This window comes from Streptomyces sp. NPDC055025 (assembly GCF_053608565.1).
This window is the reverse complement of sequence record NZ_JBSGVS010000031.1, coordinates 41,265-56,447: the sequence shown is the minus strand read 5'-3', so window position 1 is coordinate 56,447 and position 15,183 is coordinate 41,265. Positions and strand designations below refer to the sequence as shown.

The following is a 15,183-nucleotide window of genomic DNA, read 5'->3' as shown; positions in this document are numbered from 1 at the left end:
CCCGGCGCCGTCCGTCGCCGCCTCGTCACAGGGGCGCCTCCCAGATCACCGTCGTACCCGCCCCGCCCTCCCCGATCCCCGCCTCGCAGGTACTCGATCCGCCCAGCGACTCGGCCCGTCGCGCGAGATTGCGCAGCCCGCTGCGCCGTCCGCCGTCCGGGATGCCCACACCGTCGTCGGCGACCGACAGCCGCACCGCCGCCCTGCCGTCGGGAAGCCGGGCGGCGGCGTCGACGACCACGTCGATCCGGGTGGCCCGCGCGTGCCGGAAGGCGTTGGACAGCGCCTCGCGGAGCGCGGCGATCAGATTCCGCCCGGCGAGTTCACCGACCGCGGTGTCGACCTGTCCGAGAAAGCGGTGGGTGGGCCGGAAGCCCAGCGGCACGGCCGCCATATTGATCTCCCGCAGAACGCGCGTCCGCACGCCGGCCGGTGCCTCGGCCGGTCCCTGCTGGAGCGCGAAGATGGCCGTACGGATCTCCTGAATGGTCACATCCAGTTCGTCGACCGCCTTGTCGATGCCCTGGTGAACCTCGGGAGCGACCGTGCCGCGCTGGGCGCTCGCCAGCGTCATCCCGGTGGCGAACAGCCGCTGGATGACCAGGTCATGGAGATCCCGCGCGATCCGGTCCCGGTCCTCCAGGACGGCCAGCCGCTCCCGGTCACGCTGCGCGTCGGCCATCATCAGCGCCAGCGCCGACTGGGCCGCGAACTGGTCGGCCAAGGTGTGCTCCCGCTCCCCGAAACGGCGCGCGCCCCGTGCGCGGGGCATCACCAGGGCGCCGAGCACCCTCCCGTCGGCCCGCAGCGGCAGCAGCATGCCGGGGCCGAAATCCCCGGCCAGACCCGGTGTCACGCGCGGGTCGGTGGCGAGGTCGTCCACGAAGAGCGGCTCGCCGGACAGGAGCGTCCTCGCGACGACGTTCTCGGGCGGAACGACATAGTTCCGCTTGACGGTCGGATGGACGTCGGAGACGGCCACGACCTCCAGCCCGCCGTCCTCCGTGCGCAGCAGCACCACACCGATGACCGAATCCGCCAGTCTGCGGATCTGTTCGGCGACCACGGAGAGCGCGTCCGCCGCGTCACCGCTGGTGAGCAGGGCGGTGGTGACGGCGACCGAACCCTCGATCCACCGCTCGCGCTGTCTGGCCGCCTCGTACAGCCGGGCGTTGCCGATGGCGTTCCCGGCCTCGGTGGCGAGGACGCGCACCATGTGCAGGTCGTAGTCGCTGAACTCGCCGCCGCCGGGCTTCTCGGCCAGATAGAAGTTGCCGAGGGTCTCACCCTGGGCGCGGATGGGAACACCGAGGAACGTCCGCATCGGCGGATGTCCCGGGGGAAGTCCGGCGGCGCGCGGATCGACGGTGAGATCGGCGAGCCGGATCGGCTCCTCCCCCCTCATCAGCGCGCCGGGAAGGCCGGTGCGCGCGTCGGGCGGGTGACCGATCAGCCCGGCCACATCGTCGCCGACGCCATAGGTCACGAAGTCGGAGAGGCTGTCGCCCGTCTCGTCGAGGACTCCGATGGCGGCGAAGCGGGCCCCGGCCAGTTCGGCCGCGGTCTCACAGATCCGGGCGAGCGTGGTGCGCAGTCCGTGGCCCGTACCCACGGAACACATCGCCTCCAGCAGCTGGGGCACTCGCGCGGTGTTCTCGACGGACAGGCCCTCCAGGCTGCTGGCGGCGCGGGTGACCGCGTCAAGAGGGCCCAGTGGCTCGGGCACTTTCATAAGCCAGAGCGTAGTAACTCCTATTTAATAGGGAAAGTCCGCTTACGCCCGCCACTCAGGACAGCGGCGACCGGCCCGCCTCCGCCTCCCCGTCCGCGACCGGCTGGGCCTCCGCCTCCCCGTCCGCGATCAGCCGGTCATCAGCCGGTCACCGGCCCGCTCACGCTCCAGCATCCGCCGCAGCGGACCCTCCTCGGCCGCCAGCTCGGCGTAGGTGCCCCGCTGCACGGGCCGGCCCCCGTCGAGCACGATCACCTCGTCGACCCCGTCGAGCCCCCGCAGACGGTGGGTGATCAGCAGGGTCGTCCGGCCCTCCGTCGCCTCCAGCAGATCGGCGGTGAGCGCGTCCGCCGTGGCCAGGTCCAGATGTTCGGCGGGCTCGTCCAGGATCAGTACCGGGAAATCGGCGAGAAGAGCGCGGGCCAGCGCCAGACGCTGCCGCTGTCCGCCGGAGAGCCGGGCGCCGTGCTCGCCCACCAGGGTGTCGAGCCCGGCGGGCAGGACATCGGCCCAGTCGAGCAGCCGGGCCCGGCGCAGGGCCTCGCGCAGCTCGTCCTCGGTCGCGTCCGTACGGGCGAGCCTCAGGTTCTCCCGTACGGAACTGTCGAAGAGATGCGCGTCCTGCGCGCACAGCCCGATCATGCCCCGGACCGTGTCCCCGTCGAGCGCGGCCAGCTCCGTGCCGCCGAGCCGGCAGTCTCCCTCACGCGCGTCCAGGAAACGCAGCAGCACCTGCGCGAGCGTCGTCTTGCCCGATCCGGAAGGCCCGACGACGGCGACCCGCTTCCCGGCGGTCAGCGTCAGATCGAAGCCGCCGAGCGCGTCCCGCCGCTGTCCCGCGTACCGCGCGGACAGCCCCCGTACCTCCAGCGGGAACGGTGATACGGGAGCGACGGCCGGCCGCTCCGGCTCCTGTACGGGGACGGGCGAGTCCAGCACCTCGCACACCCGCTCCGCGGCGCGCCCGGCCCGCTGCCGGTGGCGTACGGCGAGCGGCAGCCCGGTCACCGCCTCGAACGCGGCGAGCGGGGTCAGGACGACCACGGCCAGTTCCACGCCGTCGAGGCGTCCGTCGCGTACCGCCTGAACGCCCGCGAGCGCCGCCGCCGCCACGGTCAGTCCGCACACCAGCGCGGAGAGTCCGCCGCCGAGCGCGTTGGCGCCGGCGCCGCGTGCGGCGATGGCCGTCAGCGTTCCGTCCGCCTCGCGTACCCGCCGCAGACGGCTCCGCAGCGCGCCCGCGACGGTCAGCTCGGCGGTGCCCCGGAGCAGATCGGTGACCCGGGTGGCCAGGAGTCCCCGTGCCGGGGCCAGCCGCCGTTCGGCCCGCCGGGCGCCCGCGCCGGTCACCAGCGGCACGCCCACCCCGGCGGCGAGCAGCCCGGCGGCCAGCACGGCACCCGCCTGCGGCAGCAGCCACGCGGTGAATCCGACGGCCCCCGCCCCGACGAGCAGCGCGGTCCCGACGGGGAGCAGCCACCGGAGCCAGTAGTCCTGGAGTTCGTCCACGTCCGCGACCAGCCGGGACAGCAGATCCCCGCGGCGGGTCCGGCGCAGCCCGGCGGGTGCGATGCGCTCCAGTCGCCGGTACACCGAGACCCTGAGGTCGGCGAGCATCCTGAGTACGGCGTCGTGCGACACGAGGCGCTCGGCGTACCGGAAGACGGCCCGGCCGATACCGAAGGCGCGGGTCGCCGTCACCGCGACCATCAGATAGAGAACGGGGGGCTGCTCGGAGGCGCGGGAGATGAGCCACCCGGAGACCGCCATGAGTCCGACGGCGGATCCGAGGGCGCAACCGCCGAGGACCAGCGCCAGCATGAAACGCCCGCGCAGCGCCCCGGCGGCGGCCCTCATCCGCGCGAGCGGATCCCCGGACGCCCCGGCTCCCCCACCGGCCGTACCGGCACCGCCCCGGGCTTCCCCGGCTTCCACGGCTTCCACGGCTCGCCCGACTCCCCAGGCTTCCCGGGCTTCCGCGTCGGCCTGTTCGTCGACGGGAGCCGCGAGCGCCGGCACAGAACCAAGACCCCCGCGTTCCCCCACCGATCCGGCTTCCCCCACCGATCCGGCCTCCGCCGCCGATCCCGCTTCCCCCGCCCGCCGATCCGGCAGCGCGACCACCCGGTCGGCCACCGCGAGCAGCGCCGGTCTGTGGACGACGAGCAGCACCGTACGGCCCACAGCCAGCCGCCGTACCGCCTCGACGATGCCCGCCTCCGTCCCGCCGTCGAGCGCCGCCGTGGGCTCGTCCAGCAACAGCAGCGGCCGGTCGGCGAGAAAGGCCCTGGCCAGCGCGAGCCGTTGCCGCTGACCGGCCGAGAGCCCGGAACCGTCCTCGCCGAGCGGGGTGTGCGCGCCCTGCGGCAGCGCCGCCACGAACCCGTACGCGCCCGCCTCCCGCAGCGCGTCACGGACCGCCGCGTCGTCCGCGTCCGGCCGGGCCAGCCGTACGTTCTCCGCGATCGTGCCCGCGAAGAGATACGGCTGCTGCGGCACCCACGCGATCCGCTCCCGCCAGCGGTCCGGATCGAGGGAGGACAGATCGCGGCCGTCCACCCGCACCCGGCCCTCGTCCGGTGCGGTGAAGCCGAGTACCACCTGGAGCAGCGTGGACTTCCCGACACCGCTCGGGCCGACCAGGGCGACGGTCTCCCCCGGCTCGACCGTCAGCGAGGCCGCGTCCAGCGAGGGTTCCGTACGGCCCTGATGGCGGACGGTCACACCGTCCAGCTCCAGCCGTGGCGCACCCGTGCCCTGCGCCTCCCCCGTACCGCCCGCCCGCGGCCCGGTCTCCAGGACCGTGAAGATCTCCTCGGCGGCCGACAGCCCCTCGGCCGCCGCGTGATACTGCGCGCCCACCTGACGGATCGGCAGATAGGCCTCCGGCGCCAGGATCAGCACCACCAGCCCGGTGTACAGATCCAGATCGCCGTGCACGAGCCGCATCCCGATCCCCACCGCGACCAGCGCCACCGACAGCGTCGAGAGCAGTTCCAGCGCGAAGGACGACAGGAAGGCGATACGCAGCGTACGGAGCGTTGCCCGCCGGTACTCCGAGGTGATCGCGCGGATCGACTCGGCCTGGGCCTTGGCCCGGCCGAAGACCTTGAGGGTCGGCAGTCCGGCGACCACATCCAGGAAGTGGCCCGACAGCCGGGAGAGCAGCCGCCACTGCCGGTCCGTCCGGGCCTGCGTGGCCCAGCCGATCAGCACCATGAAGAGCGGAATCAGCGGCAGGGTCAGCACAATGACCGCCGCGGAGACCCAGTCCTCGGTGACGATTCTCGCCAGCACCGCCACCGGCACCACCACGGCCAGCCCCAGTTGCGGCAGATAGCGCGCGAAGTAGTCGTCCAGAGCGTCCACACCGCGGGTGGCGAGCGCGACCAGTGAACCGGTGCGCTGTCCGCTCAGCCACCCGGGGCCCAGTGCGGTCGCCCGCTCCAGCAGCCGTCCGCGCAGTTCCGACTTGACCGCGGCGCTCGCCCGATGGGCCGCCAGTTCGGTCAGCCAGGAGACCAGGGCGCGCCCGATGGCGACCGCGGCCAGCAGAAGCAGGGGAGTGCGCAGCTCGGAAGCGTCGAGTCCGCGCTGGAACGCCCCGACCACCACCTCGGCGATCAGCATCGCCTGGGCGATCACCAGCCCCGCACCGGCCACCCCGAGTGCCACCATGGCGATCAGGAAGAAGCGGGTGGCGCGGGCATACCGCAGCAGCCGTGGATCGATTGGTTTCACGTGAAACACCCACCCCTGCACATCGGACTCAGCCCTCGTACGTATCGGCGGTTACGCATCGGCGATGTGCTGCGTTCCGATCCGCTTGCGGAACACCCAGTAGGTCCATCCCTGGTAGAGCAGCACCACCGGAGTCGCGATACCCGCGCACCAGGTCATGATCTTCAAGGTGTACGGGGTGGACGACGCGTTCGTCACCGTGAGATTCCACGCCGGGTCCAGCGAGGACGGCATGACATTCGGGAAGAGCGTCAGGAAGAGCATCGCCACCACGGCCACGATCGTCACGCCGGAGAGCGCGAACGACCAGCCCTCGCGCCCCGCCGCGATCGCTACGATCGCGGCGACCAGCGCCACCACGGCCACGCCCAGCGCGACCAGACTCCTGCCGTCGCCCTTGTCCGCCTGCGTCCAGAGCAGAAAACCGAGCGCCAGCACGGCGGTCAGCACCCCGAGGACGACCGCCAGCCTTCTGGCCCGGACCCGGATGTCCCCCACGGTCTTGAGCGCGGCGAATACCGTGCCATGGAAGGTGAAGAGAGCGAGGGTGACCAGACCGCCCAGGATCGCGTACGGATTGAGCAGATCCCCGAGGTCGCCGATGTACTCCTTGTGCGCGTCGATCTTGACGCCCCGCACGATATTGCCGAACGCGACACCCCACAGCACGGCTGGGAGCAACGACGTCCAGAAGATCGCGTGTTCCCAGTTGCGCTGCCAGTTCTCCTCGGGCCGCTTGGCCCGGTACTCGAAGGCGACACCGCGCACGATCAGACAGACCAGGATGAGCAGCAGCGGCAGATAGAAGCCGGAGAAGAGTGTGGCGTACCACTCGGGAAAGGCCGCGAAGGTCGCCCCGCCGGCACTGAGCAGCCAGACCTCGTTGCCGTCCCAGACGGGCCCGATGGTGTTGATGAGGACCCGCCGTTCCTTACGGTCGCGGGCCAGCAGCTTGGTGAGGACTCCGATGCCGAAGTCGAACCCTTCGAGGAAGAAGTAGCCGGTCCAGAGGACGGCGATCAGGACGAACCAGACGTCGTGGAGTTCCATAGCCTTAGCTCCTCAAGTCCTCAGTACGAGAAGGCCATCGGCCGGTCGGCGTCCGTGGGGTCGCCGCCGATCTTCGTGGGGGGATGGAGGTCGGCGTCCGTCAGCTCCGGCGGGCCGGCCTTGACGTACTTGACCAGCAGCTTGACCTCGATGACCGCGAGCACCGCGTAGAGCAGGGTGAAGACGGTCATCGAGGTGAGCACCTCACCCTGGGACACACCGGGGGAGACCGCGTCGGCCGTGCGCAGCACTCCGTACACGACCCATGGCTGGCGTCCCGTCTCGGTGAAGATCCAGCCCCAGGCGTTGGCTATCAGCGGGAAGAGCAGGGTCCAGAGGGCGACGATCCAGTACCACCGGGCGAGCTTCGGGCTCAGCGCCTTCTTCCGGAAGAGCACGAGGTTCGGCACCTCGTCCTCGTCCGTCCGCAGGGCGGGTGGCAGCAGGAACTTCCTCCGGGTCAGCCAGAGACCGAGCAGACCGATGGCGAAGGAGGCCATACCGAAGCCGATCATCCAGCGGAAGCCCCAGTAGGCGACCGGGATATTGGGCCGGTAGTCACCGGGACCGTACTTCTCCTGCTCGGCCTTGTTGACGTCGTTGATGCCGGGGACATGCGAGCTGAAGTCGTTGTTGGCGAGGAAGGACAGCACTCCGGGGACCTCGACGGCCACGGTGTTGTGGCCCTTCTCGACATCTCCGTAGGCGAACAGTGAGAACGGCGCGGGCGACTCGCCCTCCCACAGGGCCTCCGCCGCCGCCATCTTCATCGGCTGCTGCTTGAACATGACCTTGGCGAGCGAGTCACCGCTCACGGCGGTGAGCATCCCGGCGATCACGACGGTGACAAGGCCGAGGCGGAGCGAGGTCCGCATCACGGGTATGTGCTTCCCGCGCGCCAGATGGAAGGCCGCGATGCCGACCATAAAGGCGCCGCCGACCAGGAAAGCCGCCGTCAGGGTGTGGAAGAACTGGGTGAGCGCGGTGTCCTGGGTCAGCACTTTCCAGAAGTCGGTGAGTTCCGCCCGCCCGGCTTCCTTGTTGATGCGGTAGCCGACCGGGTGCTGCATCCAGGAGTTGGCCGCCAGGATGAAGTACGCGGAGAGAACCGTGCCGATCGAGACCATCCATATACAGGCCAGATGGATCTTCTTCGGCAGTTTGTCCCAGCCGAAGATCCACAGTCCGATGAAGGTCGACTCGAAGAAGAAGGCGATCAGCGCCTCGAAGGCGAGCGGAGCGCCGAAGATGTCACCGACGAATCGCGAGTAGTCGGACCAGTTCATCCCGAACTGGAACTCCTGCACGATGCCGGTGACGACACCCATCGCGATATTGATCAGAAAGAGCTTGCCCCAGAACTTCGTGGCCTTGAGGTACTTCGGATTCTCCGTGCGGACCCACGCGGTCTCCAGGCCGGCCGTGAGCGCGGCGAGCGAGATCGTCAGCGGGACGAAGAGGAAGTGATAGACGGTGGTGATGCCGAACTGCCATCGCGCCAGGGTCTCCGGCGCCAGAGCGAGGTCCACGTCGTCTTCTCCTAACATCGCCGTGGTCACAGCGGCAGCTTGTCCCGTTCGCCCTGGACATACCGCGAGAAAACAGGACGCGCTTGTGAACGCGTTCACATTCACAAGCATTATGTCGCACACGCATCCGGACCTTCGCAGGGGGGTCGGCATGCGAAAGGGCGGCCTCGAAGAGACCGCCCCTGACCGGCCGCACCGCACCGGCTACAGCAACATCACCCCGGCTACAGCTCCTTGCGGAACGCCTCGGCCGCCTGGAGGAAGATGTCGTTGGCCTCGTGCTCGCCGATCGTGACCCGTACCCCTTCGCCCGCGAAGGGCCGTACGACCACACCGGCCGCCTCACAGGCCGCCGCGAAGCCGAGCGTGTGCTCGCCGAGCCGGAGCCAGATGAAATTGGCCTGGGTCTCGGGCACGGTCCAGCCCTGGTCGACCAGACCCCTGTAAACCCGCGCACGCTCGGCGACCAGCGCGCCGACCCGGCCCAGCAGTGCGTCCTCGGCACGCAGGGAGGCGATCGCCGCCTCCTGCGCGATCTGGCTCACACCGAAGGGGACGGCGGTCTTCCGGAGGGCGGCGGCCACCGGTTCCCGGGCGATCGCGAAGCCGACGCGCAGACCGGCCAGTCCGTACGCCTTGGAGAACGTACGCAGTACGGCCACATTCGGGCGCTCGCGGTAGATCTCCACACCGTCCGGCACGTCGCCGTCCCGGATGAACTCGCGGTAGGCCTCGTCGAGCACCACCAGCACATCGCCGGGAACACGGTCGAGGAACCGTTCCAGCTCGGCGCGGCGCACCACCGTGCCGGTCGGATTGTTGGGGTTGCAGACGAAGATCAGCCGGGTCCGCTCGGTGATCGCGTCGGCCATGGCGTCCAGATCGTGCGCCTCGCCGGAGGTCAGCGGCACCTCTATGGAGGACGCGCCGGAGATCCGGCTGATGATCGGATACGCCTCGAAGGAGCGCCAGGCGTAGATGATCTCGTCACCGGGGCCCGACGTGGCCTGGACAAGCTGCTGAGCCACACCGACCGAACCGGTGCCGGTCGCGAGATGCGTGACGGGCACGGCGAAGCGGTCCGCCAGCTCGTCCATCAGACCGGTGCAGGCCATGTCCGGGTAGCGGTTGAAGACGCCCGCGGCCGAGATCGCCCGCTCCATCACGCCCGGCAGCGGCGGATACGGGTTCTCGTTGGAGGACAGCTTGTACGCGGCGGGCCCTCCGCCGGACGCGGCCGGCCTGCCCGGCTTGTAGGTGGGGATGCCGTCCAGCTCGGCGCGCAGCTTGGGGCTCGTCTCACTCACCGCGGGTCCTCCTCGGCCGTTCACGGGTCCGTACAACTTCTATGACGACTTCAACGACGACTTCAATGCTGTTCACCTTATGAGGATTCGCGGCTCCTGCGAAGCGCGTCCGCCGGACCGCCTCCCGAAGTCCGCCGGACCACCTCCCGGACACCTCCGGGACCACCACCCGGACCGCCGCGGAACCTCCGCGAAAGAGGGGGCGCACTCGCTTCCCTGGCGCGCGCCGGTGGCTCGCTCCGTGGCGCGCGTCCCCCGTAGAGGTGAGTTGAGACCTCTTCGAAACATGGGCCCTACGACAGGCCCATGCGGCTCGTTGCATGGCAGAACATCGCTAGACCTGTTAACTCCCTTATGTTCCAAGGCCATCAACCACCTTCAACCATGCAAAAACGTGCCTGCCCATAGGTGATTGTGCGACCGGACCCACCGCCCGCCCGAGCCCTACTATCGGCTCGCCATGACAGCAGCAGGGAAACACCAGGTGAGCCGGACGGACACATCCCGCCGGGGAAGCCGGCAAGGTCGGGCGGGCATCCGGGATGTGGCCGCCGCAGCCGGTGTCTCCATCACGACTGTCTCGGACGCGCTCAACGGCAAGGGACGCTTACCCGACGCCACACGACGCCATGTCCGGGAGGTCGCAGAACGCCTCGGCTATCGACCGTCCGCCGCCGCCCGAACCCTCCGTACCGGCAAGTCGGGCCTCATCGGCCTGACGGTCACCACGTACGGGGATGAACCTTTCACCTTCACCGAGTTCGCCTACTTCGCCGAGATGGCCAGGGCCGCCACCTCCGCGGCGCTCGCCCGCGGCTATGCCCTCGTCATCCTCCCCGCCACCTCCCGCCATGACGTCTGGGCGAATGTCGCTCTCGACGGCACCGTCGTCATCGATCCCTCCGACCACGATCCGGTCGTCACCGAACTCGTCCGCCAGGGTCTTCCCGTCGTCTCCGACGGCCGGCCCGCGGGCACCCTTCCCGTCACCGCCTGGGTCGACAACGACCACGAGGCGGCCGTCCTCGATCTGCTCGACCATCTCGCCGCGGCCGGCGCACGCCGGATCGGTCTGCTCACCGGCACCACCACGGACACCTACACCCGGCTCTCCACCACCGCCTATCTGCACTGGTGCGAACGCGTCGGCCAGGACCCGGTCTACGAGTCCTACCCCGCCCACGACCCGTGCGCCGGGGCCGTCGCCGCCGACCGGCTGCTGGCCCGCCCCGACCGGCCCGACGCCGTCTACGGGCTCTTCGATCCCAACGGCACCGATCTGCTCGCCGCCGCACGGCGGTACGGACTGCGCGTACCGGACGATCTCCTGCTCGTCTGCTGCAGCGAGTCCACCGTGTACGCCTCGACGGAACCGCCCATCACGACGCTCTCGCTCAAGCCGCGCCGTATCGGCACCGCCGTCGTCCAGCTCCTCATCGACGCCATCGAAGGGCTGGAGACGGACCGGCCGGTCGAGCAGGTCATACCGACCGAACTGATCGTCCGCACCTCTTCCCAGCGACGCCCTCCGCGCACCACGGTCAGCGCGCCCCGCTCTCCCGCGGGCGACTGACCGGAGGCGCTGCCCGGTGAAGGCCCGGACCGTTCGCATTTCGGGCGATCGGCGCGAAACCCGCCACTGAACCCGAGGTGCGATCGGATTCACCACCCCTGGTGCGTCACACAGGACGACCTGCATTCCTATGATGGGCGCACGACACCACGGACCTTCCCTCACCACCGGCGGGCTCACCGCCACCGGACGGACGGCCCGAGAGGTGTACGGCGGTACGACGGCGGTGGAGGGGTCGATGACACAGGGGGCCGGCCAGGGACCCGTGGTGCGGACGGCGACATTGCGCGACTTCCGCGTACCGCCGTACGCACAGGTCCCCGTGCAGTCCGGACTGCCCGGACAGCCCGGCCCCACGGCCGGAGCCATGTCCGGGCACCCCGGCAACGCCGTCCCCGACGACGAGCCACCGGAGGGCTACACCCCCACCGAGCGCGACCTCCCGGTGATCAACCGGGGGGACACGGTGCAGGTACAGATGGCCCCCGACGCCGAGTTCCCGGGGGACGGCCTCGGCCCGCTCTATGTCGTCGGCGATGTCCACGGCTATCTCGACGAACTCCTCGCCGCCCTCGCCGAACAGGGGCTGATCGACGCCGACGGCCAGTGGAGCGCGGGCAGCGCCCGCCTCTGGTTCCTCGGGGACTTCACCGACCGCGGTCCGGACGGCATCGGTGTCATCGATCTCGTCATGCGGCTCTCCGCGGAGGCTGCGGCGGCGGGCGGCTACTGCAAGGCGCTGATGGGCAATCACGAACTGCTGCTCATCGGTGCCAGGCGGTTCGGCGACACCCATGTCAACTCCGGTGCGGGCACGGCCACCTTCCAGGCCGCCTGGCTGCTCAACGGCGGCCAGCGCACCGATATGGAACGCCTCCAGGACGTCCATCTCCAGTGGATGTCCCGGCTCGACGCGGTGGTCGAGGAGGAGGGGCATCTGCTGGTGCACTCCGACACGACGGCCTATCTGGACTACGGATCCACGATCGAGGACGTCAACGACACCATTCATCAGATCCTCACCCGCAATGACGCGGACGAATGCTGGGATCTGTTCCGCAAGCTCACGAAACGCTTCGCGTTCCGCGACGAAGGCGGCCCGCAGGCCGTCCAGGAACTGCTCTCCAAGTACGGCGGACAGCGCATCGTCCATGGCCACAGCCCCATTCCCTATCTGCTGGGCGAAGTCGGCACCGAAGATGTCTCGGACGGCGAGACGGACAGCGGTCCGGTGGTGGAAGGGCCACATGTATATGCCGATGGACTTGCCATCGCGATGGACGGCGGAGTGACCATGGCGGGAAAGCTGCTGGTCGTCAGGCTTCCCCTGAAAAACTGAAACACCGTCGCGCGGGTGATTTCCGCAAACCCCCTGTCATCGCGCGCCGGAAGAGCTCTACCATCGGTTTATCCGTAGCAGGCTCTCCTCCGTTTTCGCCAACTGCCCGTTCCACGCGGGCGAACCGGCCCTACGGAGCATCGGGGGATGCACATGAACAGCGCTCCGCACCTGCTGAGCGAGGATCGCGCGGATTTCGAGCGGATCCTCGACGATGTGCTGCGCAACGCGCACGACCGGCCGGATCTCACCTCGGTCGGGGAACGGCTCAACACCGAGCAGCTGCGCACCATGGCCCTGAACGCCACGGTGCCGATCACCACGGCCGCCGCGGCCGAGTACGAGCACTACAGAAAGGTCCGCGAGGAGTCACGTTCGCCGGGGCCCTCCGTCCCGGTCCGCGATTCCGCGCCGGAGCCCGACGCGAGCGAGCCGACGGGATCCGGTGCGGGGCTGACGGCTGTCGTCACCGTGCTGCTGCCGGTGCTCGGGGGCACCGCCGCGGTGATCTTCCTGCTCGTCGGCTATCTCCTCAAAGCGCTCAGCCGGCCACCCGCGTTCGCCGACAGCCTGGTCGCCGTGGGCTGGTTCTTCGGCGCCATCACCGCGATAGGCATCCTGGCCGCCGCGACCGGCCTGCTGATCACGGCCCTGCGCAACAGTTCGACGCAGCTTCCGGCCGAGGAGCCGACGGGCGGTGAGCTGCCCGACGAAGTGGCCCGTGCGCGGGAGGCCTGGCGCCATGCCCTGCTGGAGCGCGGCCTTCTGCCCTTCCTGCGCGCCGCACTGGCCGACCCGAACACGGATCCGGCCGCCCCGCCACCCAGGTCGATCAAGCATCTGCCCAAGATCGGCTACAGCCGGCCGGACTTCACCAGCCCGGACGAAGGCGCCACCACCGGCCAGCGTCCGAGCTTCACCAGCCCGGACTTCACCAGCCCCGACTTCGGCGGCCCGGACCACCCCCCGGAGTAGATCCGCCCGAGCGGCGGGGGCCCGGAAGGCCGCCCCCGCCGCTCACCGCACCGCGGGGGTCAGTCGGCCAGCGGCAGATACACCCTGTTGCCGCTTGCCGCGAACTCCTTGGACTTCTGTGCCATACCCGCCTCGATCTCCGCGGTTCCGATCGCGCTGTCCTCCGTGGCGGCGCCCTTCGCCCCGCTGCTCGCCATGTCACCGCCGTGTCGCTGCCTGATGTCCTGCGAGATCTTCATCGAGCAGAACTTGGGGCCGCACATCGAGCAGAAGTGGGCCGTCTTCGCCGGTTCGGCCGGGAGGGTCTCGTCGTGGAACTCCCGGGCGGTGTCCGGGTCGAGGGCCAGATTGAACTGGTCCTCCCAGCGGAACTCGAACCGGGCGTCGGAGAGCGCGTCGTCCCAGTCCTGCGCCCCGGGGTGCCCCTTGGCGAGGTCCGCCGCATGGGCCGCGATCTTGTAGGTGATGACACCGGTCTTGACGTCGTCCCGGTTCGGCAGACCGAGATGTTCCTTCGGAGTGACGTAGCAGAGCATCGCCGTCCCCCACCAGGCGATCATCGCCGCACCGATCCCGGAGGTGATGTGGTCGTACGCCGGAGCCACATCGGTCGTCAGCGGGCCGAGCGTGTAGAACGGCGCCTCCTCGCAGATCTCCTGCTGAAGGTCGATGTTCTCCTTGATCTTGTGCATCGGGACATGGCCCGGCCCCTCGATCATCGTCTGTACGCCCAGCCGCTTCGCGGTCGAGTTCAGCTCCCCGAGCGTGCGCAACTCGGCGAACTGGGCCTCGTCGTTGGCGTCCGCGATGGACCCCGGCCGCAGACCGTCGCCCAGGGAGTACGTCACGTCGTACGCCGCGAGGATCTCGCAGAGCTCCTCGAAGTTCTCGTACAGGAACGACTCCTTGTGGTGCGCCAGACACCAGGCCGCCATGATCGAACCGCCCCGCGAGACGATGCCCGTCTTACGGCGCGCCGTCAGCGGCACATACCGCAGCAGCACCCCGGCATGGACCGTCATGTAGTCGACGCCCTGCTCGGCCTGCTCGACGACCGTGTCCTTGTAAATCTCCCAGGTTAGCTCCTCGGCCCTGCCGTCGACCTTCTCCAGCGCCTGGTAGAGCGGCACGGTGCCGATGGGCACGGGGGAGTTGCGTAGCACCCACTCACGCGTGGTGTGGATATTGCGGCCGGTGGAGAGGTCCATGACCGTGTCGGCGCCCCAGCGTGTCGCCCAGGTCATCTTCTCCACCTCCTCCTCGATGGAGGAAGTGACCGCGGAATTGCCGATATTGGCGTTGACCTTCACCAGGAACCGCTTGCCGATGATCATCGGCTCGATCTCCGGATGATTGACATTGGCCGGCAGTACGGCACGGCCCGCCGCGATCTCCTCGCGGACGACCTCCGGGGACACGTTCTCGCGGATCGCGACATACTCCATCTCCGGGGTGATGTCCCCGCGACGGGCGTACGCGAGCTGCGTCACCACCTGCCCGCTCCGGCCCCGGCGCGGCTGACGCGGCCGGCCGGGGAAGACCGCGTCGAGATTGCGCAGTCCCCCGCGCGGCGCCGTGTGCTTGAGTCCGTCGTCCTCGGGGCGGACCGGCCGGCCGGCGTACTCCTCCGTGTCGCCCCGCCCGATGATCCAGTTCTCCCGCAGCGGCGCGAGACCCCGGCGTACATCCGTCGCGACGGTGGGATCGGTGTACGGCCCCGAGGTGTCGTACAGCGTCACGTCCTGGCCATTGGTGAGATGCACCCGGCGGACCGGCACCTGAAGGTCGGGGCGTGAGCCCTGGACATATCCCTTGTGCCAGCCGATGGACCTCTGAGCCTCGTTCGGATCTCCCGAATCGGAGGCAGGCGTGTGTGCGTCCTGAACGGTCATGAGACCTACTCCCTACGCCGGCATTACCCGGTAACAGGTTCAGCG

At 69.6% G+C, this 15,183-nt stretch carries 9 protein-coding genes; 3 read left to right on the top strand and 6 right to left on the bottom strand.

The features are described 5' to 3' along the window. Positions 1-25: 25 nt before the first annotated feature. The 5 genes from ACWGDX_RS20205 to hisC form a co-directional block, all read right to left on the bottom strand. Positions 26-1,732 carry a GAF domain-containing protein gene (locus tag ACWGDX_RS20205; RefSeq protein WP_453627350.1) on the bottom strand — a complete coding sequence of 569 codons (1,707 nt, stop codon included), beginning with the start codon at positions 1,730-1,732 and terminating at the stop codon, positions 26-28. Positions 1,733-1,861: 129 nt separating this feature from the next. Next, positions 1,862-5,473 carry a thiol reductant ABC exporter subunit CydD gene (cydD, locus tag ACWGDX_RS20200; protein WP_453627348.1) on the bottom strand — a complete coding sequence of 1,204 codons (3,612 nt, stop codon included), beginning with the start codon at positions 5,471-5,473 and terminating at the stop codon, positions 1,862-1,864. 51 nt (positions 5,474-5,524) lie between these two features. Beyond that, entirely contained in the window at positions 5,525-6,523 is a 999-nt protein-coding gene (cydB, locus tag ACWGDX_RS20195) for a cytochrome d ubiquinol oxidase subunit II (RefSeq protein WP_453627347.1), read from the bottom strand. Between the two features lie 20 nt (positions 6,524-6,543). Then, entirely contained in the window at positions 6,544-8,052 is a 1,509-nt protein-coding gene (locus ACWGDX_RS20190) for a cytochrome ubiquinol oxidase subunit I (RefSeq protein WP_453627345.1), read from the bottom strand. Between the two features lie 224 nt (positions 8,053-8,276). Next, positions 8,277-9,359 (bottom strand): histidinol-phosphate transaminase, encoded by a 1,083-nt coding sequence (gene hisC / locus ACWGDX_RS20185; protein WP_453627343.1) that lies wholly within the window; start codon positions 9,357-9,359, stop codon positions 8,277-8,279. Positions 9,360-9,819: 460 nt separating this feature from the next. Between hisC and ACWGDX_RS20180 the strand changes: the two genes are divergently transcribed. The 3 genes from ACWGDX_RS20180 to ACWGDX_RS20170 all read left to right on the top strand — a co-directional run bounded on the left by ACWGDX_RS20180 (position 9,820) and on the right by ACWGDX_RS20170 (position 13,246). Beyond that, a complete protein-coding gene (locus ACWGDX_RS20180) occupies positions 9,820-10,932 on the top strand; it encodes a LacI family DNA-binding transcriptional regulator (protein WP_066951829.1) in 1,113 nt (370 codons plus the stop codon). 238 nt (positions 10,933-11,170) lie between these two features. Further along, positions 11,171-12,271 (top strand): metallophosphoesterase, encoded by a 1,101-nt coding sequence (locus tag ACWGDX_RS20175; protein ID WP_453627400.1) that lies wholly within the window; start codon positions 11,171-11,173, stop codon positions 12,269-12,271. 147 nt (positions 12,272-12,418) lie between these two features. Continuing rightward, positions 12,419-13,246, top strand: a complete 828-nt coding sequence (locus tag ACWGDX_RS20170; protein ID WP_453627341.1) for a hypothetical protein — start codon at positions 12,419-12,421, stop codon at positions 13,244-13,246. A 59-nt stretch (positions 13,247-13,305) separates the two neighbouring features. Here the strand turns inward: ACWGDX_RS20170 and thiC are convergent, their stop codons facing one another. After that, complete coding sequence (gene thiC, locus ACWGDX_RS20165) at positions 13,306-15,138, bottom strand: phosphomethylpyrimidine synthase ThiC (protein WP_453627339.1); 1,833 nt, start codon at positions 15,136-15,138, stop codon at positions 13,306-13,308. Positions 15,139-15,183: the final 45 nt, after the last annotated feature.

Bases quoted from the DNA above. Each gene is read 5' to 3' on its own strand.
- cydB (WP_453627347.1), bottom strand. From the start codon at position 6,523: ATGGAACTCCACGACGTCTGGTTCGTCCTGATCGCCGTCCTCTGGACC.
- ACWGDX_RS20175 (WP_453627400.1), top strand. From the start codon at position 11,171: ATGACACAGGGGGCCGGCCAGGGACCCGTGGTGCGGACGGCGACATTG.
- ACWGDX_RS20170 (WP_453627341.1), top strand. From the start codon at position 12,419: ATGCACATGAACAGCGCTCCGCACCTGCTGAGCGAGGATCGCGCGGAT.
- thiC (WP_453627339.1), bottom strand. From the start codon at position 15,138: ATGACCGTTCAGGACGCACACACGCCTGCCTCCGATTCGGGAGATCCG.
- ACWGDX_RS20180 (WP_066951829.1), top strand. From the start codon at position 9,820: ATGACAGCAGCAGGGAAACACCAGGTGAGCCGGACGGACACATCCCGC.
- ACWGDX_RS20205 (WP_453627350.1), bottom strand. From the start codon at position 1,732: ATGAAAGTGCCCGAGCCACTGGGCCCTCTTGACGCGGTCACCCGCGCC.